This window comes from Kitasatospora sp. NPDC004669 (assembly GCF_040609455.1).
GTDB lineage: Bacteria > Actinomycetota > Actinomycetes > Streptomycetales > Streptomycetaceae > Kitasatospora.
This window is the reverse complement of record NZ_JBEXKB010000013.1, coordinates 1-23428: the sequence shown is the minus strand read 5'-3', so window position 1 is coordinate 23428 and position 23428 is coordinate 1. Positions and strand designations below refer to the sequence as shown.

Annotated in this window: 22 protein-coding genes; 12 read left to right on the top strand and 10 right to left on the bottom strand. The window is 73.6% G+C overall.

What is annotated here, in order from left to right:
- The first annotated feature begins 15 nt into the window (after positions 1-15).
- Positions 16-990 (top strand): D-glycerate dehydrogenase, encoded by a 975-nt coding sequence (locus ABZW30_RS13660; protein ID WP_355671272.1) that lies wholly within the window; start codon positions 16-18, stop codon positions 988-990.
- 3 nt (positions 991-993) lie between these two features.
- Here ABZW30_RS13660 and ABZW30_RS13655 read toward each other — a convergent pair whose 3' ends face one another.
- The 3 genes from ABZW30_RS13655 to ABZW30_RS13645 form a co-directional block, all read right to left on the bottom strand.
- Positions 994-1848, bottom strand: coding sequence for an alpha/beta hydrolase (locus ABZW30_RS13655; protein ID WP_355671398.1), 855 nt, complete (start codon positions 1846-1848; stop codon positions 994-996).
- 22 nt (positions 1849-1870) lie between these two features.
- Positions 1871-2779, bottom strand: coding sequence for a DUF4231 domain-containing protein (locus tag ABZW30_RS13650; protein WP_355671271.1), 909 nt, complete (start codon positions 2777-2779; stop codon positions 1871-1873).
- Positions 2780-2976: 197 nt separating this feature from the next.
- Positions 2977-3741, bottom strand: coding sequence for an SIS domain-containing protein (locus ABZW30_RS13645; protein ID WP_355671270.1), 765 nt, complete (start codon positions 3739-3741; stop codon positions 2977-2979).
- Positions 3742-3962: 221 nt separating this feature from the next.
- On the opposite strand from ABZW30_RS13645, the gene ABZW30_RS13640 reads away from it, so the two are divergent.
- A complete protein-coding gene (locus tag ABZW30_RS13640) occupies positions 3963-4655 on the top strand; it encodes a metal-dependent transcriptional regulator (protein WP_355671269.1) in 693 nt (230 codons plus the stop codon).
- A 371-nt stretch (positions 4656-5026) separates the two neighbouring features.
- Here the strand turns inward: ABZW30_RS13640 and ABZW30_RS13635 are convergent, their stop codons facing one another.
- On the bottom strand, positions 5027-5731 hold the full coding sequence (locus ABZW30_RS13635) for a bifunctional DNA primase/polymerase (protein WP_355671268.1): 705 nt from the start codon (positions 5729-5731) through the stop codon (positions 5027-5029).
- A 306-nt stretch (positions 5732-6037) separates the two neighbouring features.
- Here ABZW30_RS13635 and ABZW30_RS13630 point away from each other — a divergent pair, with 306 nt between their 5' ends.
- Together ABZW30_RS13630 and ABZW30_RS13625 are read left to right on the top strand one after the other, a co-directional pair.
- Complete coding sequence (locus ABZW30_RS13630; RefSeq protein WP_355671267.1) at positions 6038-7414, top strand: transcriptional regulator; 1377 nt, start codon at positions 6038-6040, stop codon at positions 7412-7414.
- A 183-nt stretch (positions 7415-7597) separates the two neighbouring features.
- Positions 7598-8740, top strand: coding sequence for a hypothetical protein (locus ABZW30_RS13625; RefSeq protein WP_355671266.1), 1143 nt, complete (start codon positions 7598-7600; stop codon positions 8738-8740).
- Between the two features lie 71 nt (positions 8741-8811).
- On the opposite strand, the gene ABZW30_RS13620 is transcribed toward ABZW30_RS13625, so the two are convergent.
- Entirely contained in the window at positions 8812-10113 is a 1302-nt protein-coding gene (locus ABZW30_RS13620; RefSeq protein WP_355671265.1) for an ABC transporter substrate-binding protein, read from the bottom strand.
- Between the two features lie 173 nt (positions 10114-10286).
- On the opposite strand from ABZW30_RS13620, the gene ABZW30_RS13615 reads away from it, so the two are divergent.
- Complete coding sequence (locus ABZW30_RS13615) at positions 10287-10802, top strand: hypothetical protein (protein ID WP_355671264.1); 516 nt, start codon at positions 10287-10289, stop codon at positions 10800-10802.
- A gap of 104 nt (positions 10803-10906) precedes the next feature.
- Positions 10907-11782: a formyltetrahydrofolate deformylase gene (gene purU, locus ABZW30_RS13610; RefSeq protein ID WP_355671397.1), complete on the top strand. Its 876-nt coding sequence runs from the start codon at positions 10907-10909 to the stop codon at positions 11780-11782.
- A 22-nt stretch (positions 11783-11804) separates the two neighbouring features.
- Here the strand turns inward: purU and ABZW30_RS13605 are convergent, their stop codons facing one another.
- Positions 11805-13007: an MDMPI N domain containing protein gene (locus tag ABZW30_RS13605; RefSeq protein ID WP_355671263.1), complete on the bottom strand. Its 1203-nt coding sequence runs from the start codon at positions 13005-13007 to the stop codon at positions 11805-11807.
- Positions 13004-13576, bottom strand: coding sequence for a sigma-70 family RNA polymerase sigma factor (locus tag ABZW30_RS13600; RefSeq protein ID WP_355671262.1), 573 nt, complete (start codon positions 13574-13576; stop codon positions 13004-13006). The genes ABZW30_RS13605 and ABZW30_RS13600 overlap by 4 nt, the downstream gene beginning before the upstream one ends.
- A gap of 619 nt (positions 13577-14195) precedes the next feature.
- On the opposite strand from ABZW30_RS13600, the gene ABZW30_RS13595 reads away from it, so the two are divergent.
- Complete coding sequence (locus ABZW30_RS13595) at positions 14196-14669, top strand: ATP-binding protein (protein ID WP_355671261.1); 474 nt, start codon at positions 14196-14198, stop codon at positions 14667-14669.
- Between the two features lie 389 nt (positions 14670-15058).
- Here ABZW30_RS13595 and ABZW30_RS13590 read toward each other — a convergent pair whose 3' ends face one another.
- The gene (locus tag ABZW30_RS13590) at positions 15059-16060 is read right to left on the bottom strand and encodes a helix-turn-helix domain-containing protein (protein ID WP_355671260.1); all 1002 of its coding nucleotides are present in this window, start codon (positions 16058-16060) and stop codon (positions 15059-15061) included.
- Positions 16061-16184: 124 nt separating this feature from the next.
- Here ABZW30_RS13590 and ABZW30_RS13585 point away from each other — a divergent pair, with 124 nt between their 5' ends.
- The 4 genes from ABZW30_RS13585 to ABZW30_RS13570 all read left to right on the top strand — a co-directional run bounded on the left by ABZW30_RS13585 (position 16185) and on the right by ABZW30_RS13570 (position 19787).
- A complete protein-coding gene (locus ABZW30_RS13585) occupies positions 16185-17516 on the top strand; it encodes an MFS transporter (RefSeq protein WP_355671259.1) in 1332 nt (443 codons plus the stop codon).
- Positions 17517-17576: 60 nt separating this feature from the next.
- A complete protein-coding gene (locus tag ABZW30_RS13580) occupies positions 17577-18104 on the top strand; it encodes a GNAT family N-acetyltransferase (protein ID WP_355671258.1) in 528 nt (175 codons plus the stop codon).
- 146 nt (positions 18105-18250) lie between these two features.
- Complete coding sequence (locus ABZW30_RS13575; RefSeq protein ID WP_355671257.1) at positions 18251-18595, top strand: DUF4229 domain-containing protein; 345 nt, start codon at positions 18251-18253, stop codon at positions 18593-18595.
- Positions 18596-18626: 31 nt separating this feature from the next.
- Positions 18627-19787, top strand: coding sequence for a LacI family DNA-binding transcriptional regulator (locus ABZW30_RS13570; RefSeq protein WP_355671256.1), 1161 nt, complete (start codon positions 18627-18629; stop codon positions 19785-19787).
- Positions 19788-20090: 303 nt separating this feature from the next.
- Here ABZW30_RS13570 and ABZW30_RS13565 read toward each other — a convergent pair whose 3' ends face one another.
- Complete coding sequence (locus tag ABZW30_RS13565) at positions 20091-21299, bottom strand: MFS transporter (RefSeq protein WP_355671255.1); 1209 nt, start codon at positions 21297-21299, stop codon at positions 20091-20093.
- 461 nt (positions 21300-21760) lie between these two features.
- Between ABZW30_RS13565 and ABZW30_RS13560 the strand changes: the two genes are divergently transcribed.
- Positions 21761-23101: a dicarboxylate/amino acid:cation symporter gene (locus ABZW30_RS13560; RefSeq protein ID WP_355671254.1), complete on the top strand. Its 1341-nt coding sequence runs from the start codon at positions 21761-21763 to the stop codon at positions 23099-23101.
- 154 nt (positions 23102-23255) lie between these two features.
- Here the strand turns inward: ABZW30_RS13560 and ABZW30_RS13555 are convergent.
- Positions 23256-23428, bottom strand: a 173-nt coding sequence (locus tag ABZW30_RS13555) for a helix-turn-helix transcriptional regulator (RefSeq protein WP_355671396.1), incomplete at its 5' end; no start/stop codon positions are given.

Sequence of the window (23428 nt, the reverse complement as noted above, 5' to 3'; positions counted from 1 at the left end):
GTACGCTCCGGAGCCATGGAAGCCATGAGCGCGACCCCGCCCCCGGTCCTGGTCACCCGGCGCCTCGCGCCCGGCGTCATCGAACGGCTCACCGCGCACCACGCCGTGACCTGCCGCGACACCGACGAGGAGATGGACCGCGCCGAGCTGCTCGACGCCGTCCGCGGCCGGCGGGCCGTGCTCACCACCCTGAACAACCGGGTGGACGCCGAGTTCCTGGACGCGGCGGGCCCGCAGCTGGAGATCGTCGCCAACCACGCGGTGGGCTTCCACAACATCGACCTGGCCGCCTGCGCCGAACGCGGCGTGGTGGTCTCCAACACCCCAGGGGTGCTCACCACCGCCACCGCCGAGACGACCTGGGCGCTGCTGCTGGCCGCCACCCGCCGGCTCGGCGAGGGCGAACGCCTGCTGCGCTCGGGCACGCCCTGGACCTGGGCGCCGAACTTCCTGCTCGGCCTGGAGCTGGCCGGCACCCCGCTCGGCATCCTCGGCATGGGCCGGATCGGGCAGGCGGTGGCCCGCCGGGCCCGCGCCTTCGACATGCCGGTGAGCTACCACAACCGCCGCGAACTGCCGCCCGGGCAGGCCGAGGGCGCCGAGTGGAAGCCGCTGGAGGAACTGCTCGCCACCTCCACCGTGCTGGTCGTCACCTGCCCGTGCACCGAGGAGACCCGGCACCTGCTGGACGCCCGCCGGCTGGCGATGCTGCCGCGCGGGGCGGTGGTGGTCAGCATGACCGCCGGCGTGGTGGACGAGGAGGCGCTGGCCGCCGCCCTGGAGTCCGGGGCGTTGTTCGCCGCCGCCGTGGACAACTTCGAGCACGAACCCGACGTCCCGGCCGCGCTGCTCGCCCAGGAACGCGCGGTGCTGGTCCCGCACCTGGGCAGCGCCACCGTCCGCACCCGGCAGGCGATGGGCGGCCTCGCGGTGGACAACATCGTGGCCGTACTGGGCGGGGGCGAACCCTTGACCCCGGTGAAGTCCTAGGTCCTAGCCCGCTGCCCACGCCAGGGCGGTGGTCATCACCCGGAACGCCCCGAAGTGCGCCGCCCCGGGCTCCAGGAACAGTTCGGAGCCCGGGATGTGGTCGGCCAGCCAGCGGGAGTGGTCGACCGGCGAGAACTGGTCGTCGGCGCCGTGCCAGAGCCAGGTCGGCACCCGGATCGAGTCGACCTCGAACCCCCACTCGGCGGTGAAGGCCAGCATGTCGTCGATCCAGCCGTCCGCGCCGTGCCGGAACGCCTCCCGGTAGTTGCTCTGCAGCATCTGCCGCAGCCCGCTGTCCGCCACCACCTCCCGGTCGGCGGGGGAGAGTTCGGTGCGCAACCCGTTCAGCAGCCGGACCGGGTCGTCCTTGATCTGCCGGGAGCGGAACTCCATCGCGTCGGCGATCCGGCTGTGCCCGCGGTCCGCCTCCCGGTAGGCGCGGACGTTGGACGGGGTCATCCCGGCGTACCAGTCCAGGCCGGTCGCGTCGCGCGGCGCCAGGCCCACCAGCACCGCGACCCGGCTGACCCGCTCCGGCAGCAGCGCCGCGCAGGCCAGCGCGTGCGGGCCGCCGCCGGAGCGGCCCAGCACCGCGAAGCCGTCCAGCCCCAACTCGTCGGCGATGGTGCGGACATCGGCCGCCGCGTGGGCCACCCGGCGGCCGAACAGCCGGGTGGAGTCGCCGTAGCCGGGCCGGTCGTAGGAGATCAGCCGCACCCCCAGCCGGTACAGCACGGTGCTGCGCGGATGCGGCCCGACCCGGCTGCCGGGCATGCCGTGCAGCAGGAACACCGGACGGCCGCGCGGGTCGCCGAGGGACTCGACGGCGAGGGCGCGGCCGTCCACCGTTTTGACCATCCGTAACGCCACGCGGTCCTCCTCAGTGCTCGCGGTCGGTGGTGGTGCGCACCTCCCGGCGGGCCTGCCAGGTGGTGTGCTCACGGGACACCGCGTCCTCGGCGTCCCGGGCGAGCCGGGCCCAGATCTCCTCTGCGTCCACCGACTCCAGGTCCAGCCGGGCGAGTTGGCTCCGGATCAGTTCCAGCTCGTCGGCCGCCAGCCCGTACGCGGCGGCCAGGGGGCGGTACTGGCGCAGTTGCGCCCAGGCGGTGACCGAGGCGGCCACCGCCGAGACCGTGCCCAGCGCGTCGTAGGTGAACGCGCCGAGCGCCCGCAGCACCGCCAGCACCAGGCCCAGCGCCGGCAGCAGCACGCCCAGCACGCCGGTCCAGTACCCGGCCCGGGCGCAGTAGCGGGACTTGCCGCGGTACCAGTCGTGCTGCACCCGGATCCGCTCGTTCAGGTACACCTCGCGGCGCACCGCCAGCGGCTGGTCGCGCAGGTCGCGCATGGCCTCCGTGATCCCGGCGAGCTCCACCCCCGAGGCCGGCACGGCCACCGGGCTGTCCCGGAAGGCGCCCAGCACCCGGGCGAGCTGGAAGCGGTACAGGCCCTCGGCGTCCGGCAGGCTGCGCGGCGGCGGCTGGTAGGCGTCGGCCCGGACGGCGAACTTCCAGGCCAGCGTCTTCACCGACTCGGCGGCGGCCCGGCCCTCGTACCAGAGGCCCTGGGGGTTCTGCCGGCTGATCACCACGGCCAGCGCCATCGCGCCGAGGTACGCCCCGGCCGCCGGCCAGGCCCAGGGCTCGCCGTCGGCCGAGCCGGTCGCCGCGGCGATCAGCAGCAGGAGCAGCTCCCAGGCGGAGAGCAGCACCGCGCGGCGCTGGCCGCGCAGCGAGGCCGCGTCGGCGGCCCAGAAGAACTCGGGCAGCAGCTCGCGCTCACGCACCCACCCGGTCCGTCCCGCACCAGACGCCATGCTCGGCCCCCACCCGTCGCTCCGGTCGCACCGCTCTCCTGCCCCGGGCGGCTTCCCGGTACGCCTCACAGGCCCCGGGGCCGCCCGCAATGGCCGGGAAGCCCCGGTGGTTTGTCCGGTACGCCCCGTGTTCGGGTCGGTACCCAGCGTGTGTCGGCGGGCGGGGCTCAGTAGGTGTAGAGGATGCGCTCGGCGTTCTCGGCCATCCGCTCGGCGTTCCACTCGGTGCCGCCCGGGACGTTGCCGGAGCGGAACAGCGGCGGGGCGGGGGCGTCCCCGGCGGCGGCCCGGTCGGCCAGCCGGCCGACCGCGGAGGCGACCACGGCCTGCATCAGCGCGCTGGTCACGATGGTGGAGACCGGGCCGAAGGAGGTCTCGGCGCCCGGGTGGGTCAGCTCGCCGTCGCCGACCGCGACCTTGCTGTCCAGCACCACGTCGCAGTGGTCCTTCAGATAGGTGCCGGAGGGGTGCGCCGAGGGCACCTCGCCCGGGTAGGCCAGCGAGGTCACCCCGATCACCTTCAGCCCGCGGTCCCGGGCGTGCCGGGCCAGCTCGACCGGCATCACCTGGCGTCCGGACAGCGAGATCAGGAACAGCAGGTCCCCGGCGGTCGCCGGGGTGAGGTCCAGGGTGGCGGTGGCCAGCCCGGAGACCCGCTCCAGGGCGCTGGCCAGCGGCGCGGGCATCATCGTCACCCCGGCCGTCCCGGGCACGTTCAGCAGGTTCATCGGGACCAGCCCGCCGGCCCGGTAGACCACGTCCTGGGCCGGCAGTGAGGAGTGCCCGGCGCCGAAGGCGAACACCCGGCGACCCTCGGAGATCGCCTCGGCCAGCAGGGCGGCGGCGGCCTCGATGGTGTCGGCCTCCTCCTCGCGGACCCGCCGCAGGTGGTCGATCGCGGCGTCGAAGTACCTGCCGACCAGGTCGTTCATCGGTTGCCTTCGCTCTCTGCCGGTGGGGGCGCCGGCCGGGTGGGGCGGCCGGGGTGGTCCAGACCGCCAGTGGAGAAAGCTACGGCGAGCACGGTCGCGCCCCGGCAGCACCGCTGTCAACAGGAACGAAAACCGGTACCGGAACCCCCCGGGCGGGCCCGCTTGTCGGTGCGGTACGTCAGAATTGGCGGTGAGGACACCGAAGAACGGAGCCAGCGGCGATGTCTGGGCTGATCGACACCACTGAGATGTACCTTCGCACCATCCTGGAACTGGAGGAAGAGGGCATCGTCCCGATGCGGGCCCGGATCGCCGAGCGCCTGGAGCAGAGCGGCCCCACGGTCAGCCAGACGGTCGGCCGGATGGAGCGCGACGGGCTGCTCCGGGTCGCGGGGGACCGCCACCTCGAACTCACCGAGGAGGGTCGCCGGCTCGCGGTGCGCGTCATGCGCAAGCACCGCATCGCCGAGTGCCTGCTCGTCGACGTGATCGGCCTGGAGTGGGAGCAGGTGCACGAGGAGGCCTGCCGCTGGGAGCACGTGATGAGCGAGACGGTCGAGCGCAAGGTGCTCGCCATGCTCGGCCACCCGACCCAGTCCCCGTACGGCAACCCGATCCCGGGCCTGGACGAGCTGGGCGACACCAAGGCCGAGGGCGAGGGCTTCGACGCCGCGCTCGTCCCGCTGGACTCCGTCAAGCCGGGCGAGGCCGGGGCCGACGTGGTGGTCCGCCGGATCGGCGAGCCGATCCAGACCGACAGCGAGTTGATGAGCACCCTGCGCCGGGCCGGCGTCCGGCCGGGCTCCACGGTCAAGGTGAGCATCGGTGTGGCCGGTGTGCTGGTCGGCACCGGGGACAACGCGGCGGAGCTGGGCAAGGACATCGCCCAGCACGTCTTCGTCGCCCAGGCCTGAAAACGATCGGGGCCCGCTGCTCCCCGTGCAGCGGGCCCTTCCCGTCCTCCCCGGTTCCCCTCCGTCCCCTCCGCTCCCTCCCATCCCTCCCGGTTCCCCTCCACCGCCTCGCCCGGCTTCCCCGTCCGAGCGACCCTTCCGGCGTCCCCTCACACAGCAATTCCTCCCCTCGGCCGATCATGGCAATCCTTGAGCGCTGTCACTCGTACGAGGGGCTTTTCCGATTGACCAGCGGGTAGACCAGGGCCTTATCCGCACATGCGTATGACGGGCCCCGCCTCCGGTGGGAGACAAGGCCCGTCACTTGCGCGCGTGGTGTCGCGCGGTGCACGCCCTCACCCGATCGGGCGCAGGGCGGCATGATCCTGTGGTCAGACCCCGGCCGGCTGGGCGGCCTGGGCGTGGTGCGAGGGCGCCTCGCGGCCGCACGCGTAGGCGAGCGGGCTGATCAACTCGGCGGCGTCCGGCAGCCAGCGGTTGAGCGCGGAGGGGGAGCGGGCCCACTGGGCGTAGCCGGTGGAGCCGATCCGGGACGGCGGGGCGACCGTCCAGTCCCCCTCGCCGCGGGCGACCAGGTCCAGCCGCCCTTGCGGCCAGCCCAGCTTGCGGAGCATCCCCGGCAGCTTCGCCGCGACCCCGGGCAGCACCAGGAAGTGCAGTCGCCGCCCCACCCGGCCGGGCGAGGCGGGCAGCACCGCGACCGGGCCGAGCTGGAGGTCCATCCGCTCCATCCGGGCCAGCGCCAGGCACCCGGCGGTCTCCGGGACGTCCAGGACGTCGAAGGACCGGCCGGTGGGCAACAGGATCGAGGCCTCGGGCCGTTCGGTCCACCAGCGCCGCACCGCGCCCGGCCCGGCGCTCGCCTTGCGGGCCCAGTCCGCGTCCAGCGGGTGGGCGCCCGGCAGCGCGCAGTGCAGGTCGCCGCAGGAGCAGTGGGCGGGCCCGTCGCCGTCGATCAGCCAGGCGCCCGGGGCCACCTCCCAGTGGCGGTTCTCGGCGTAGTTGACGGCTTCGATCAGCAGTGGGGGCAGGTCGGCGTTCTTGTCCTGGCCGGGGGCGTCGGGGGTGTCTTCCACGCGCTGCTCAACTACCGTGCGTGAGGCTGGTTACGGCCCGGCGACGCCCGGTCGGCCGTATCCGGGCAATGTCACCCGAACCGGTGACTCAACCGAGTTGGGGCGGGCGGAGGCAGGCGCAGCGGGGGCGCACGGAAGCATTTCCCAGGGCGCGTGGGGGGTGCGGTTCGTCACCGTGGGTATCCCGCTGGCGTTGCTGATCGCTAACCTGGTGTCAGATTCCTTGGACGGTCGGACAGTCGGCAACAGATCAGCAGAATCGTCGCCCGCCGGCCGGGACCGGAGGGTGTGGGGAGGCGAAGCCCAATGGCCGCGAGACCACTCGTCGCACGACAGCCCAACGAGCGTCTGCAGCAACTGATCCAGGAGGCCAGCTGCTCCAACGCCGGTCTGGCCCGCAGGGTCAACCTGTGCGGCGCGGAGCACGGTCTGGACCTGCGCTACGACAAGACCTCCGTGGCCCGCTGGCTGCGCGGTCAGCAGCCGCGCGGGCAGGCGCCGGCCGTGATCGCCGAGGCCCTGGGCCGCAAGCTCGGCCGCAGCGTGTCGGTCGAGGAGATCGGCATGGCCGACGGCAAGAACCTCAGCTCCGGCATCGGGCTGCAGTTCGCGCCGACCCTGAACGCGGCCCTGGAGCAGGTGTGCGAGCTGTGGCGCAGTGACGTCGGCCGGCGGGACTTCCTGACCGGGGCGACGGTCGCCGCCTCCGCCCTGGTGGAGCCCAGCCGGGACTGGCTGATCACCCCGCCCGACCCGGTGGTGGCGCGCACCGGCGGCCCCCGGGTCGGCCCGACCGACGTGGCCGCGATCAGGGCCACCACCGCGATGCTGGTCGACCTGGACCACCGCTTCGGCAGCGGGCACGTCCGCCCGGTGGTGGTGCACTACCTCAACTCGGTGGTCTCCGGCCTGCTCGGCGGTGCCTACCGGGAGGAGACCGGGCGCCAACTCTTCGCCGCGGTGGCCCGGTTGACCGAGCTGGCCGGCTACATGGCGGTGGACACCGGGCAGCCCGGGCTGGCCCAGCGCTACTACATCCAGGCCCTGCGGCTGGCCCAGGCCGCCGACGACCGGGGCTACGGCGGCTACGTGCTGGCCGCCTCGATGAGCCACCTGGCGGCCACCCTCGGCAACCCGCGGGAGATCGCCCAGCTCGCCCGCGCCGCCCAGGAGGGCGCCCGGACGGTGGCCACCCCGACGGCGATGGCGATGTTCTACGCCGCCGAGGCCCGCGGCCACGCCCTGCTCGGCGACGCCCGCTCCTGCGAGGCGGTGTCGGCCAAGGCGCTGGAGATGATGGAGAAGCGCCGCCCGGAGGACGATCCGGACTGGATCGCCCACTTCGACGACGCCTACCTCGCCGACGAGCTCGCCCACTGCCACCGGGACCTGGAGCAGGCCGGCCCGGCCGAGCACTACGCCCGCCGGGCGCTCGACCTGCACCCGCCGACCCGGGTCCGCCGCCGCGCGGTGGACCTCGTACTGCTCGCCACCGCCCAGCTCCAGCAGCGTGACCTGGAGCGCGCCTGCGAGACGGGCACCCAGGCGGTGCGCCTGCTGAGCGGGCTGCGCTCCAACCGGGGCGTGGAGTACCTGGACGAGTTCCGGCGCAGGCTGGAGCCCTACCGGGAGCAGCGGGTGGTGCGCGAGTTCCACGCCCGGGCGGACGCGGAGGCGGCATAGCAATGGCGGGCGGACCTTGAAATCGTCTGTGTAGGGAGCGTGTGGGATCGTCCCGCCCACGTGGTCACCCGGTGAGGCGAACCGGTAGCGTGGGCGCGACGTCCAAGGAACTGTGACGCTCCCAAGAACCGACGAGATGTGGTCCGCCGTCAGCGCGCGGTCCGGCCCAGGTGAGGAATCGCGTTGAGCCAGCGCCGCTCGTACCCCAACTCGGGTGACTTCAACCTGGACGATCTGTTCCGCCCGGAGCCCGGCCAGCCCCAGGGCCAGCCGGGCTATCCGCAGGGCCCCACGGCCGTGCCGCCGGTCGGACAGCCGTCCGGGCAGCCGGAGTACCTCGGCGACGGCACGCACGCGATGCCGACCCAGGCCGTGCCCGCCCAGCAGCCCCCGTGGGGCGCCGCGCCGCAGCCGGGTTACGCCACCCAGTCCGGTTACGGCAGCCCGCAGCCCGAGGCCCCGGAGACCCAGCACCTGCCGCCGTACCCGGGCGGAGACCCGCAGGCCGGCGGCTACCCGGTGCAGCAGCCCGGTTACGGCGTTCCGCCGCAGGCCGCGCCCGGCTACCAGGGCTACGCGCCGCAGCCGCAGCAGTCGGCCTATCCCGCGCAGGGCTACGGCCAGGAGACCTACGCGCCGGACCCGGACGCCACCCAGGGCGGCGGCTCCGCCCGTGGTGGCCGCCCGTCCAACAAGCTGATCATCGGCGGTGTGGTGGCGGGCTGCGCGGCGGCCGGTGTGCTGGTCGCCGTCCTGATGGGCGGCGGCGGTGACGACACCAAGGGCGTCCAGAAGACCACCCCGGTGGCCGCCACCGGCAGCACCGCCCCCGGTACGGCGAGCGCGTCCGGCTCCGGCGCCGCGGCCGACCCGGAGGTCAAGGCCCAGGCACAGCCGCTGTCCGACCTGCTGGGCACCGCGAGCGACAGCCGCAGCTCGGTGGTCTCGGCGGTCGCCTCGGTGCAGAAGTGCGACAAGCTCCCCGAGTCGCAGCAGGCCCTGGCCGCGGCGGCCGGCAAGCGGCGCGAGCTGCAGAGCAAGCTCGGCCAGCTGAAGACCGACAAGCTCCCCGGGGGCCAGCAGCTGATCGACCAGCTCAACGCCGCCTGGACGGCCTCGGCCCAGGCCGACGACGAGTACGCGGCGTGGGCGACCGACGCCCAGTCCTCCTGCGACCCGAAGAAGCCGGACACCGGCAACCAGCACTACAAGAACGCCGTCCAGGCCAGCGGCACGGCGACCACTGCGAAGAAGCAGGCCTCGCCTCTGTGGAACGCGATCGCCACCCAGACCGGGCTGCCCAGCCGCGGCGACGGCGACCTGTAGGGCGTGCTCCGGGCGCTGCGCGACGCCGACGGGCGGGCCCCCGGGGCCCGCCCCGTGCGCGAGGTGCCCGGTCAGGCCGGGGGGCGGCTCCCGGTGAGCACCCAGCGGACGTCCACGAAGCCCGGCTGCTGCAGGGTCATCCGGCCGTTCTTGACCACCTGGTAGGTGACCCAGGTGTTCACCAGCCGCGGTGACTCGGTGCTGGGCAGCATGTTGGTGGTGCCCCAGTTCAGCGGCGGGGTGAGGCCCACGTCGATGCCCTCGCCGCTGTCCAGCAGCGCGGTGATCGTCTTCGCGGTGGTCGGCTTGCCGGCCGCCGACAGCTTCTCGGAGACCGACCGGAACACCTCGTAGGCGACCCAGGTGGTCTGCACGCCCGGGTCGGAGACGTCGATGGTCCGCCCGCCGGTGGTGTCGGAGCGCACCACCCCGCGCAGCCCGTCCCAGGTCTTGGCCGACTCCGGCGGGTACCAGCCGGTGACGAACGCGCCGGCCAGCGGGCCGGTGTCGCCGCCGGTGGAGTCGACCACCGACTGCTGGACGCTGCCGATCACCGAGGCGATCCGGGTGTTCTTCGGGTTCTGCCGCCGGTAGGAGTCCAGCAGGTTGCCGGTCGGCTCGGCGGCCAGGGCGCTGGTGATGCAGTTGCCCGGGTCGTCCTTGCCGATCGCCTTGCGGACCCACTGGGTGTAGTCCGAGGACTGCTCGGGCGCCTTGACGTCCAGCAGCTTGATGCCGGCCGGCTTGAGCGCGTTGCCCAGGTAGCCGAGCAGATTGTCGCCGGCCGGGGTGTCCGGGCGGACCAGCGAGACGGCCTTGCAGCCGGCCTCGACCAGCTGGCGGCCGCTGCCGGCGATCAGTGCGGGCATCCCGCCGTCCACCGGGTAGGACAGCGGGCTGGAGAACTCGGGCTGGGAGAGGCCGTACCCGCCGATCAGCGGGATGCCGGCGCGTTCCAGCACCGGCATGAAGGCGTCGCCCCACTGGCTGTAGGAGCCGATCACGGCGACCGCCTTGGCGTCCACCGCCTGCTGGGCGCAGGCCTTGGCGCCGTCCGCCCGGTTGTGCTCGTTGCAGGTGATCACGTGCAGCCGGTGGCCGTTTAACCCGCCCTTGAGGTTGACGTCCTGGCCGATCGCCTCGGCGAGCGCGGTCATGCCCGGGCGGTCCGCCGAGCCGGTGCCGGACGGGGCCCAGGTCATCACGGTCAGGTCGTCGGCAGAGGCGGAGGCATCGGCCGGACCGCCGCACGCGGTGGCCGAGAAGAGGGTGGGGAGCAGTGCCGCGGCGGCTGCCGCGGCGGCGATCGGACGCCGGTGGCGGCGTCCGGCGATCGGGGGACGGGCCTGGAACGAGTCCCTTCGGCTGGTCATCGGTCTTCCCTCTCTGGGCGCCATCCGGCGCACCGGAACCAGCCAAGCCCCGGCGCCACAAGCCGAGAGGGCCGAAATGAGAACGGTCGGCAAACGGCGGCTGAACTCCGAAGGGGTACGCGTGTAGATCGCGAGTGGAGCACGAACAGACGGGGAACGTACGATCGTTCACCATGTCCGCCAGCACAGATTCTTCGCACAGGTCCGCCCGAAACCCTTCTCGTCCGGGCCACCGCTCCAGCACGATGGGCGGCATGCCCCTCAACGACCTGCCCTGGTGGCGCTGGCGAGCCCGACTGCGCTCGGCGCTGCACATGCTGTCCGACCCCGGCTTCCAGCAGGAGACCTGGCTGTCCGGCCGTGAGGGCTTCGGCGACGTGACCGACGCCGTCTACCGGCTGGTCGAGGACACCTGGCTGGACCGCTGGTCCGCCGAGAAGTACGTGGGCACGATCTTCCGCGACTCCACCGAGGCCGCCCTGGTCGACGTCGCGGTGCTGCGGGCCGTGCAGATGCTGCACGAGGTCGGTGCGGACGCCCCGGCCTCCGCCTACCTCGGCCACCCCGGCTGGCCGGAGACCGTCCGGGCCGCCCGCGAGGCGCACGTCGCGCTGGCCGTCGGCGACGGGGACGACCCGGACGCGGCGCCCAAGTCGCTGGACGTGCTGCGCATCCTGACCCAGGTCTGAGACCTCCCACCGGGCAGTGCCGTCCCGCAGTACGGGCAGCGGGGCGGCGACTGTCCAGGATGTGACACGCTGGACCGTCCACGCACGCACGACCTCAGGACGGGATACCCCCAGTGGAACAGCAGCCGGCCAGCGCCCAGTACGTCCTCACGCTGTCCTGCCCCGACAAACAGGGCATCGTCCACGCTGTCTCCAGCTACCTCTTCATGACCGGCTGCAACATCATCGACAGCCAGCAGTTCGGTGACGGGGACAGCGGACTGTTCTTCATGCGGGTGCACTTCTCCGCCCCCGAGCCGGTCACCTCCGACAAGCTGCGGGCCAGCTTCGCCGCGGTCGGCGCCTCCTTCGGGATGGACTGGCAGATCCACCCGACCGAGCAGCGGATGCGGATCGTCCTCATGGTCAGCAGGTTCGGGCACTGCCTGAACGACCTGCTCTACCGCACCCGGATCGGCGCGCTGCCGGTGGAGATCGCCGCGGTGGTCTCCAACCACACCGACCTCCAGGACCTGACCGAGAGCTACGGCATCCCGTTCCACCACATCCCGGTCACCAAGGACACCAAGGCCGAGGCCGAGCGGCAGCTGCTGGACCTGGTCGCCAAGGAGGACGTGGAACTGGTCGTGCTGGCCCGCTACATGCAGGTGCTCTCCGACCAGCTGTGCACCGAGCTGTCCGGCCGCGTGATCAACATCCACCACTCCTTCCTGCCGAGCTTCAAGGGCGCCAAGCCCTACCACCAGGCGCACGCCCGCGGCGTGAAGCTGATCGGCGCCACCGCCCACTACGTCACCGCAGACCTCGACGAGGGCCCGATCATCGAGCAGGAGGTGGCCCGGGTCACCCACGACGTCAGCCCGGACCAACTGGTCGCGCTCGGCCGGGACGTCGAGTGCCAGGCGTTGGCCCGCGCGGTCAAGTGGCACAGCGAGCACCGGGTGCTGCTGGACGGGACCCGCACGGTCGTCTTCGCGTAGCCCCGGTTACGGCCTTACGGCCTTACGGCCGCGACAGCAGCGGCAGCGCGTGCAGCACCTCGCGCACCGCGGCCCGGTCACCGTGTTCGCCCACCGGCAGCCGGTCCGGGTCACGGTGCGCCGCGGCCAGCTGGCACAGCTCCAGGCCGTCCAGCACCATCGAGGCCACCGGCTCTCCCCCGGGCGGGCCGGCCTCCTGGCCGTCCAGCGGCACCAGCCACTCGCCCGCCGCCGGACCGTCCACCACCAGCCGCAGCCGTCGGCCGCCCGGGCCGCTCCAGGCCGGTGCGCCCGGCACCCCGGCGAGCTCGGGCCGCGCCGCGCGCAGCCCGGCCAGCGCCCGGGGGAGCAGCCGGACCACCAGCTCCACCATCTGCCGCAGGTGCTGCGGGGCCGGCGGGTCGTACGGGTAGGCCACCGCGCGGGCCACGTCCTCGCCGTGCACGAAGCACTCCAGGGCGCGGTCCACGAAGGCGTCGCGCAGCGGCAGCACCGCGAAGCCGAGGTCGACAGGGGCGCTGCCCTGCGGGGCGAGCGCGGCGCCGCGCACCAGGTCGTGGGTCTGCCGCCGCCACCGTGAGCGCACCGACTGCGGAGGCAGCCCGGCCTGGTCGGCGAGCAGCCGGGCGGTGCGCGCGGTGATCGCGGCGTGCGGGCCGCCCTGCGGCGGGACCCGCGGCGCCACGGCCGCCTCCTGCGGCGGCACCCGCCACTCGACGGTCGGGGCCGGGGCGGTCGAGGACACCGCGGGCGTGCCCGCGGCGGCCGACACCGGGTCGGGCAGACCGAGGGCGAGCGCCAGCACACCGTCCACGGCGGTCAGCCGGCCCAGCACCTCGGCCGGGCGCAGCCGCTCGGTGCCGCCGTGCCACGGCAGTTCGGCCACCTCCTGCCACTCCTCCGGGCCGAGGTCGCGCAGCAGCGCGTCGAGCTTGGCGGTCTCCGCGGTGTACGGCATCCCCCAGGCGGGGACGGGCAGTTCGGCCGGGCGGCGGGCCAGGCACCAGTCCAGCACCTGCTGGCGCAACGAACCGGGCTGGTCCAGCGGCTCGTCCAGGGCGAGCCAGCCGGCCGCATCGCGCAGCCGGGCCGACTCCTCGGCGCACTCCGGGCAGGCGCGCAGGTGCTGCTCCAACTCGTCGGCCTCACATGGTGGGCAGGCACCGAGGGACCAGGCGCCGAGCAGCGAGCGAAACGCGTCGTGCCGCTCCTCACTGATACTCACCTGTTCCCATCCCTGTTCTCCTGACGGGCCCGCTCGTCGGCCAGTTCGGTGGCCAGCAGCGCCAGACCGAGCCGCATCCGCTGTTTGGCGGCCTGCTCGCTGATGCCGAGCAGCCGGGCCGTCTCCTGGTAGGTGCGGCCGTCGTAGTACGTCACCGCGATGGTCACACGCAGGGGTTGGGGCAGGGAGTCGACCACGTACTGCACGCGCGCGGCGGTGGCCACGGCGCGGATCTCCGCCTCGGCCGGGCCGGCGTCGTCGCCCCCGGTCCACTCGGCGGCGCGCCGCGCCCGCAACCGCTCGACCGCGCGGCGGTGGGTGAGCGCGCCGAGCCAGGAGCGCAGCGATTCCTGAGCGGGGTCGAAGTCCTCGGGGTGCTCCCAGAGGTGGGCGAATACCTCCCGGGTGAGCTGGGCGGCGGCGGCCTGGTCGGCGAGGATCCGCCCGGCCAGCCCGTGCACCATCGGCGCGAGCTGGTCGTAGAGTTCGCCGAGCGCGGTCTCCTCGCCGCGGGCGAGGCGCCGTTGCAACTGCTCGTCCCAGCGCGGAATTCGGTCCGGGGCGGCCATCGAGAACCACCCTCCTGCCCGGTTCACTGACGTTACCCAACGGTATCCCGTGGCCGGTCGGCGGTGGGCGGGAATCCGGCAAGATCGGCCGCCCACCTGGTCGTCGGCGTCCTCGTGGACACGCGCGGGCGGTCCGGGTGCGCGGTGGGTCGTCACACGGTCGGACGGTCCGCTCGTGGGACGGTCCGTCGACGGCGCTGTTCGAGACCTGCTGGACATATGTCGCACGGGTGGTTCGCGAGTGGCGGGCGGGGTGCGGCGGGTGTCCGGCGGTAGGTTCACGCGCTGTGCGGGACCGGCCGGTCGGCCCGGGCCGGACGAGTGCCGGTGCGAGGCTCGCGAGAGTGAACGGGACAGTATGCACTGCGCTGTCCCCCGATCGCCGGAATATGCCCGAAGCGCTTGCTGCGGTCCGCCCGCCCACCCATCCTGAGGCGTATTCGTGTCGCGGCCGGTTGCGCGACCGACGAGTTGGCGCGGACGAGTGGGCGCCGGGCGGACGGGTCGGTGAGCGCCCGGGTGAGCCCCGGGTGGCACCGGGCGATGTGCGAGGGCCCGCGGTCGGCCGATCCGGCCCGATCGGGACGATGGCCGAACTGCGAGTGCGGGTGGTGGAGCGGTGCAGGTTCTTCAGGTGCAGCTTGCGGTGCAGGCGGACCCCGCCGAGGTCGGCCGGGCCCGTCGGTGGGTGCGCTCGCGACTGCTGAACCACGGCGTGGACCCGGACGCGCCGATGGCCGAGACGGTGGTGCTGGTGGTCTCGGAACTCGTCACCAACGCCGTGGTGCACACCGGCTGTCCGGCCGTCCTGCGGCTCTGTCTGCCGATGCCCGACGACGCGGCGCAGCCCGGCCCGGCCGGCCCGCTGCGGGTGGAGGTGGCCGACGCGAGCCGGACCGCCCCGGCGCCGCGGCACGCCGGGGCGGACGAGGACGCCACCAACGGGCGCGGCCTGGAACTGGTCGAGTTGCTCTGCGAGCGCTGGGGCTGGTACCCGGACGGCTCGGGCAAGCGGGTCTGGTGCGAGATCGGCGCCGACGCCCGCCCGGCCGATCCGATGGCGGGCGCGGACTGGGCGGCTTTGGCGCAATAGCGGCTTTCGGTGCGGTCGCCGACCGGTGCCGATCACCGGCCGAAAGGTGACGCAACCATTCCGAATTTCGGACTACCCATTGACGTGACGTATCCGACTGATCACGCTTGGGTGCGGCTCTCCGTTGCGAGGGGACGCCGAGGGGATGTCCGTCCGCCGCCACGGTGCTGCTGTTCAGGGGGATCGCGCCAGCAGGGGGCCGTGGACCGTCGGTCGCGGGCCGTTCCTCGGCGAGTGCGGAGGGCGCGGCGCGGCTTCAGGGCCCGCGCGCCGCAATCGGATGGCGGCCTGCCGCGCCGTGCTCGGGGTGCGCGCGGCCGGCCGCTGTCCGTGGCGCTGCCCGGGAGCGGCGAATTCCGGCCAGTGGCCAGCCTTGTCCCAGCCCTCACTCAGGAAGCCTGTCGCACCCCCGGTACGGCCTCGGCCGGAGCGGCCCGGAAAGTGCGCCGGTAAGCGCTCGGGGCCACGTCCAGGCGGCCGCGCAGTTGCAGCCGCAGTGAGGCGGCGGTGCCGAACCCGGACTCCCGGGCGACCTGGTCGATCGTCAGATCGGTGCGCTCCAGCAGTTGACGGGCCCGCTCGGTGCGCTGGGTGGTGATCCACTGGCCGGGGCTGGCGCCGGTCTCCTCGCGGAAGCGCCGGGTGAAGGTCCGCACGCTCATGCCCGCCCGCTCGGCGAGTTGGCGCAGCGGCAGCGGTTCGTCCAGGTGCTCCAGCGCCCAGGCGCGGACGGCGGTGGTGGTGAAGCCGCCGGTCTCCACCGGGCTCGGGGCCTCCACGTACTGCTTCTGGCCGCCGTCGCGCCACGGCGGCACCAGGCAGGAGCGGGCCACCGCGTTGGCCACCGCGCTGCCGTGGTCGCGGCGCACCACGTGCAGGCACAGGTCCACCCCGGCGGCCACCCCGCCTGAGGTGAGGACGTCGCCGTCGTCGGTGTAGAGCACGTCGGAGTCGAGCTTCACCTGCGGGTACATCCGGGCGAAGCGGTCGGTGTAGGCCCAGTGGGTGGTGGCCGGGCGGCCGTCCAGCAGACCGGCGGCGGCCAGCAGGAAGGATCCGGTGCAGATCGACATCAGCCGGGTGCCGGGCCGGATCCGCCCCAGTGCGGCGGCCAGTTCGGGGGTGAAGGCGGTGTCGACGGCGCTCGGGCTGGAGTCCCGGGAGGCCGGGATCACCACCGTGTCGGCCCGCTCCAGCAGTTCGGGCCCGTGGTCGACGGCGATCCGGAAATCGGTGCTGGTGCCGACCGGTCGGCCGTCCAGGGTGCAGGTGGCCACCTGGTAGAGCGGCTGCCCGTCGTCGCCCCTGGCGCTGCCGAAGATCCGGGCGGGGATGCCGAGTTCGAAGGCGATCACGCCCTCCAGGGCGAGTACCGCGACGAGGTGCGCCATGCCGGTCCTTCCGCAGGTCGGTGGGGGTCCGGGCCAGGGTACGTCAGGCCGTGGCCCGATTCTTGCGAAAGCTGTCATTCAGGCCACTCGTTCCGGCCCCGGGCGTGCCGGGACACTCGTCCGCGTGACCGAAAGAAGCGCCCTCGCCCCCACCGCCTCCGCCGCGTCCGATCCCGACCGGCCCGCCCCCGCCAAGCGCCCCCGGGTGCACTACGCCTGGGTGGTGGCCGGCGTCGCCCTGCTCGTCCTGCTCGGCTCGGCCGGCTTCCGCTCCACGCCCAGCCTGATGATGGACGCCCTGCACAACGAGTTCGGGTGGTCGCTCGGGACGATCTCCAGCGCCACGTCCGTCAACCTCACCCTCTACGGCCTCACCGCCCCCTTCGCCGCCGCCCTGATGGACCGTTTCGGCGTGCGCCTGGTGGTGGTCTGCGCCCTGTTGACCATCTCGGTCGGTGCCGGCCTCACCATGCTGATGCGCCAACCCTGGCAACTGGTGCTCTGCTGGGGCGTGCTGGTCGGCCTCGGCAGCGGCTCGATGGCCGGCGCCTTCGCCACCACCATCACCGGCCGCTGGTTCCAGGCCCGCCAGGGCCTCGTCACCGGGGTGCTCACCGCCGCCGGGGCCGCCGGCAACCTGGTCTTCCTGCCGGTCGGCGCCTGGCTGGTCGAACACCACGGCTGGCGTGCGGCGGTGGTCGTGGTCTCGCTCGCCGCCTGCGCCGTCGCCGTCCCGGTCCTGCTGCTGATGCGCGAGCGGCCCGCCGACCTCGGCCTGCTCCCGTACGGCGCGACCGAGGCGCCGCCCGCCCCCGCCAACGACGGCCGCGCCCTGCTCCGTTCGCTCCGGGTGCTGCGCGACGCCGCCCGCACCCGGCCGTTCTGGCTGCTGGCCGGTTCCTTCGCGATCTGCGGCGCCACCACCGCCGGCCTGGTCGGCACCCACTTCATCCCGGCCGCGCACGACCACGGCATGCCGGTCACCACCGCGGCCGGCCTGCTCGCCCTGATCGGCCTGTTCGACGTGGCCGGCACCGTGTTCAGCGGCTGGCTCACCGACCGGGTCGACTCCCGGCTGCTGCTCACCGTCTACTACGGACTGCGCGGCCTGTCCCTGCTCCTGCTGCCGCAGCTGCTGGCCGGCTCGCTGCAGTCGCCGATCCTCGCCTTCGTGATCTTCTACGGCCTGGACTGGGTGGCCACCGTGCCGCCGACCGTCGCACTGTGCCGCCGCCACTTCGGCGAGGACGCCCCGATCGTCTTCGGCTGGGTGCTCGCCGCCCACCAGATCGGCGCGGCCGTCGTCGCCGGCCTGGCCGGCGTGGCCCGCGACGCGCTCGGGAACTACGACCTCACCTGGTACGGCGCGGGCGCGCTGTGCGCGATCGCGGTCGGGCTCTGCCTGGCGCTGCGCACCGGGCGGCCGACGGACCGGGCGGTGCCCGCCCTCCCGTAGCGGCCTGACCCCGGAGGCCCCTTCTCGGGGGTGTCCGAGTGGAGGTCTAGGCTCCGCATCATGGTGCTCACCTTCACCCTGGACCCGAAGCTCGATCCCGACCTGTGCACCGCCGTCGTACGGCTGTGGACGGACGTGACCAACGCGGGCGGCGCGGTCGGCTTCGTGGCGCCGGTCACCGAGGACGAGGTGTGGGACACCGCCGACCGCCAGTTCACCGGGGTCGCCCCGGACGGCCCCGACCGGCTGCTGGTCGCGCACGAGAGTGCGACCGGCCGGCTGGTCGGGGTGCTGTTCTTCGAGTCGATGCGCTTCGAGCCGATGGAGCACTGGCGGATGCTCAAGCGGGTCATGGTGCACCCCGCCTGCCAGGGCCTCGGCTACGGCGCGCAGCTGCTCGCCGAGGCCGAGCGGATCGCCCGGGAGTGGGGCCTGGATTCGCTGCGGTTGACCGCGCGCGGCGGCCAGGGCCTGGAGCGCTTCTACGCCCGCAGCGGCTACCGCGAGGTCGGCCGGGTGCCGGCCGCGATCCGGGTCGCCCCCGGGGACGACCGTGACGACATCACCATGTGGATCGACCTGCGCTGATCCGGCCCGGGCGGTCGCGGCGGCCGGGGCCGGGAGACCCGCCCTCCTTGCCCGCCTTCGGGCAGGAGGGGCCCAGCTCGCGTCGGCCGTCAGGCATGCTTGACTGGAAGACCCGCCCCGGCCCGAAACCAGAAGGACGTGTCCCAGTGAGCAGCAACGGCCCGCAGAAGTCGCACGCCACGCTCCGCTACACCTCCATGCGGGTCAGCATCTTCCTCGGCTGCCTGCTGGTGGCCCTGCTGCTCGGGCACTTCGGGATCATCCCGGTCAGCGGCGAGGCCGGGGTGATCTTCCTGTTCCTGCTGGCCGCGATCGCCTCCGCGCCGCTCAGCTACGTGCTGCTGAGCAGGCAGCGCGACGAGATGTCGACCCAGATCACCACCAAGGTCGCCGGGCTGCGCAGCCGTACCGCCGAGCGGATCGCCGCGCAGAACGCCGAGGAGGACGCGGCGGACGAGGCCGCCCGCTCGGCCACCGCCGGTCAGAACTGACCCCGGCCCACCCCTGAGACCGCAGCCCGCCGTGCCCGCCGATCCCCGAGCCTCCGCCGACCGGCCTGCCGACGTCGACCGGCCCGCCGACGCCGCCCTGCCCGCCGACGTCGACCGGCCCGCCGACGCCGCCCTGCCCGCCGACGCCGATCGGCCCACCGGGAGCGAGGCCGGGACCTGGCCGGCCCCCGTGCGTCGGCCCACCGGGCGGGACGTGGCCCGGCTCGCCGGGGTCTCCCAGGCCACCGTCTCGCTGGTCTTCTCCGGCGCCGAGGCCGGCCGCCGGGTCTCCGAGGCCACCCGGGAGCGGGTCCGGGAGGCCGCCCGTAGCCTCGGCTACCGCCCGCAGGCGGCCGGCCGACAGCTGCGGCTGGGCCGCAGCGGGATGATCATGCTGGCGGTGCCCAGCCTGCAGGGCCCGTTCTTCGGCCGGGTGCTGGAGGGCGTTCACCACGAGGCGGGCCGGCACGGCCTGGCGGTCGTGGTCAGCTCCGGCTGGGGCCGCGCCACCCTCGCCGAGGCCGCCACCGCCGGCCGCTTCGACGGCCTGCTGATCTGTTCCCCGGACGACAGTCAGCTCGGCGAGCTGCCCGCCGACACCCCCGCCGTCTACCTCGACGCCGACCCCGGCACCGACCGGGCGCGCCCGACCGTCGAGCTCGACGTGGCCGGCGGGATGCGCGCGGCCGTCGAACACCTGGCCGCCCTCGGCCACCGCCGGATCGGGCGCCTGCGCTCCACTCACGCCGCGTACACCTTCCGGGTCCGGCAGGCTGCTTTCGAGCAGGCGGTGCGCGAACTAGGCTTGGACGTCGTGGAGTTGGGTGTCAGCCTGAACGAGGGGCACACCGCCGCGCGGAGTGTGGCGAGTCGGCTGCTGGAGCGGGCGGACCGTCCGCGCGCGGTGATCTGCGACGACGACGTGGTCGCCTCCGGGGTCTACCAGGCCGCCGTCGAGCGGGGGTTGCGGGTGCCGGACGACCTGTCCGTGGTCGGGATGGACAACGTCGCGGTGGCCGGACTGCTCGCCCCGCCGCTGACCACCGTCGACCTGCCCGGTGAGGAGCTGGGCCGGGTGGGTGCGGCCGCGCTGGCCGGACTGCTGCGCGGGGAGCGGGCGGAGCCGGTCGCCCCGCTGGCCACCTCGCTGGTGCTGCGCTCCTCGACCGCCCCGGCGCCCGCCATTTCCTGACGCGGCGTCGAGTGTCCCGTTCGCACGGTTCCGGCCGGGTGAATGCGGGCCGTTTTCTCTCGCGCCGTGGGCAAGGTCGGATCGTCGGACGATGAGATTGCGCTGTGCGGACGTCCCGACCGCGACCCCCCACGCCTGCCCGGAGCGGCCCGACCGGCCGCGGCCTTCGGCCTGCGCCGTTCACCGTGATCGCCCGGGGCCGTCGGGGTCGCCGCAGCTGATCGCAGTAGGTGGGCGAAAGGGGCGAAAGGACTGCGCCCGCCGGCCAGACCCCCGGCGGGCGCAGTCGTCCGTGGTGGTGGGTCAGCCCACCGGGACCGGCTGGGCGGGCGCCGCGACCGGTGCGGTGCGGAACCAGCCCCGGGCGCCGAACAGCAGCAGGCCGCCGAGGGCGATGCCGCCGGCCGCGCAGAGGGCCACCGAGCGGAGGGAGTCCTCGGCGAGGCGGCCGGAGACGGCGTAGCCGAGCGAGTTACCGGTGGCGAACAGGGTCACCAGCCAGGCGAAGGCCTCGGTGACCGTACCGGTCGGCGCGAGTTCGGCGATCAGGACGAAGGCGGCCGCCAGCAGCGGGGCGAGCACGATCCCGGACAGGAAGGCGAGCGCGGCCATCGGGTACGGGCCGGGCAGCGTCACCAGCGGCAGGTAGGAGGCGGCCATCGCGAGGGCCATCACCCAGGTGCGGGTCGCGGTGGTCTGCCGCCAGTTGACCATGCCGTAGGCCAGCGCGCCGAGCAGACCGCCGAGGGCGGCCAGTGCCAGCAGGGTGCCACCGCCGCCCGGCAGTTCGCCGGCGTGCTGTTCGGCGTAGGCGATGAACAGCACGTTCTGGGCCCCGACGGTCCAGCCGGCGCCGGCCAGTCCGATCAGCAGCAGCACCAGGCCGGGGGAGCGCAGCGGTCCCAGCAGCCCGGCGGACTGTTCGCGGGCGGGGGCGCGCCAGGCCCGGGCCGGTCCGGCGGTGGCCACGATCAGCGCGCCGGCCAGCCCGAGTCCGGCGGCCACCCAGAGCGCGGCGACCGGGCTGAACAGGCCGGCGATCCCGGCGACGGCCAGCGGTCCGGCGACGTAGAGGATCTGCTGGGAGGCGGAGTCGAAGGCGTACGCGGTGTCGAGCTGCTCCTCCTCGACGACGTCCGGCCAGAGCGAGCGCAGGCAGGGCTCCAGCGGGGGCATGGCGAGACCGGCGATCGCGGCGCCGAGCGGCGCGGCGACCGGGGAGCCGGGGGCGAGGGCGAGCAGCGCGTATCCGCCGCCGGCCACCACGGCGGAGACGAGCAGGACGCGGGGTTGTCCGGTGCGGTCCACGATCCGCCCGAGGACCGGTCCGCCGACGGCGGCGGAGATCGCGTAGGCGGCGGTGGCCAGTCCGATCCGGCTGTACGGGACTCCGGCTTCGCGCAGAGCGAGGGCGATGACCAGGGCGGTCATACCGGCGGGCATGCGGCCGAGCAGGGTGCCGAGCAGGAGTCGGGTGACGTGCGGGGCGCGAAGCAGTGCGAGGTAGCCCATCGGTGTTCTTCTCCGTCCGGGCAGGGGAGGGCGGGGACGTCGGCAAGGTTATACGTATAACTTCCGGTCGGTCAATCCGACCGAAAGGCGGATCTGATGTGGCATCAGCCTCGTTCGTGTCCGGATCTCACTCCTGCGGCCCGCGGGGGCCCCGCTCGATCTCAAACAACTACTTTGAACATCTAAAACCTTTACTGCTAACGTGTCAGCCGTGACCACCTCAGACGCACTGCGGACGCACGGCCCGGGCCCGCTGCCCGGCGCCGCCCGCCCGTGCGCTCTGACCGGTGCTGTGGACAGCCCGCGCCGTTGTCGCGCCATGAGCTGTACGGCCATGAGCTGTATTGGGGCGGCACGCCCCTGACCGGGGTCCGTGACCCCTCCCGTCCGGCCCCTGCCGTGCCGCCTCCTTCGCCCCACACCCCACCGTCAGCAACGCCCTCCCCCGGAGTCGCACCCCCATGTCCACAGCGCCCGAGGCGACCTCGTCGCCGTCCGTGCTCGCCCGCGTCCGCAAGACACCGTTCTGGGTGCAGATCGTCGCCGGCCTCGTGCTCGGCGTCGGCCTCGGTTACCTGGCCCGTGCCGCCGACATCTCCTGGCTGGCCACCACCCTGGAGACCATCGGCAAGATCTTCGTCCAGCTGCTGAAGCTGGCAGTTCCGCCGCTGGTGTTCACCGCGATCGTGGTGAGCGTCGCCAACCTGCGCAACGTCACCAACGCGGCCCGGCTGGCCACCCGCACCCTGCTCTGGTTCATGGTCACCTCGCTGATCGCGGTCGCCATCGGCCTGGGGCTGGGCCTGCTGACCAACCCGGGCCAGGGCACCAACCTGAAGACCGAGGGCCTCAAGGCACTCGACTCCAAGGGCACCTGGATCGACTTCCTGACCGGGATCTTCCCGACCAACATCGTCGACGCCTTCGCCAAGGTGAACGTGCTGCAGATCGTCTTCATGGCGGTCGTGGTCGGCGCCGCGATCATCAAGCTCGGCGCCAAGGCCGAGCCGGTCCTCCAGCTCAGCGAGTCCGTGCTGGAGCTGACCCAGACCGCCCTGTGGTGGGTCATCCGACTGTCCCCGCTCGGCACCCTCGGCCTGATCGGCAAGTCCGTCGCCAAGTACGGCTGGGACCTGCTCAAGCCCTTCGCCACGCTGACCCTGGACATCTACGTCGGCTGCGCGCTGGTCCTGTTCGTCGTCTACTCGCTGCTGCTGCGCTTCGCCGCCGGCCTCAACCCGCTGCACTTCTTCAAGGGCGCCTGGCCCGCGATCCAGCTGGCCTTCGTCTCGCGCTCCTCGGTCGGCACCCTGCCGGTCACCCGCCGCGTCACCGAGCGCCTCGGCGTCCCCAGCGAGTACGCCTCCTTCGCCGTCCCGGCCGGCGCCACCACCAAGATGGACGGCTGCGCCGCGGTCTACCCGGCGGTCGCCGCGATCTTCGTCGCCCAGGTCTACAACATCGACCTCGGCATCAAGGACTACATCCTGATCGCCTTCGTCTCGGTGGTCGGCTCGGCCGCCACCGCGGGCCTCACCGGCGCGATCGTCATGCTGACACTGACCCTCTCCACCCTGGGCCTGCCGCTGGAGGGCGTCGGCCTGCTGCTCGCCATCGACCCGATCCTGGACATGATGCGCACCGCGACCAACGTCGCCGGTCAAGTTGTAACGCCGATCATCGTCGCCGCCCGCGAAGGCATCATCGACCGCGAGGCCTACAACCATCCGACGGGTGACCTGCTGGACGAGCCGGCCACCATCCCGGCGCAGGCCACCGCGAAGGCTGCCGCTGCGGCCTGATGAGCCCAAGCGAACGGGCCCTCTCTCTGGTGCGGGGGAGGGCCCTTCTTCATTCTGCTGCGGTCAGGCTCGCCAGCTCGGGAAGACCCATCGTCAGGTCGCGCTGCCCGGCCGATATCCAGCACGGACCGTCCGGCTCGGGTGGAGGCACGGTTCAGGACCCGAGCCAGCCAGCTTTGGCGGCCAGTGCTCCGGCCTGGAAGCGGCTGCGGGCGCTGAGGCGTTCCATGAGGTCGGTGGCGATGCGGCGGGCGGTGCGTGGTGATACGCCGAGCCGCTTGGCGATGGCGTCGTCGGTGTGGCCGTCGGCGAGCAGGCCGAGGGTGG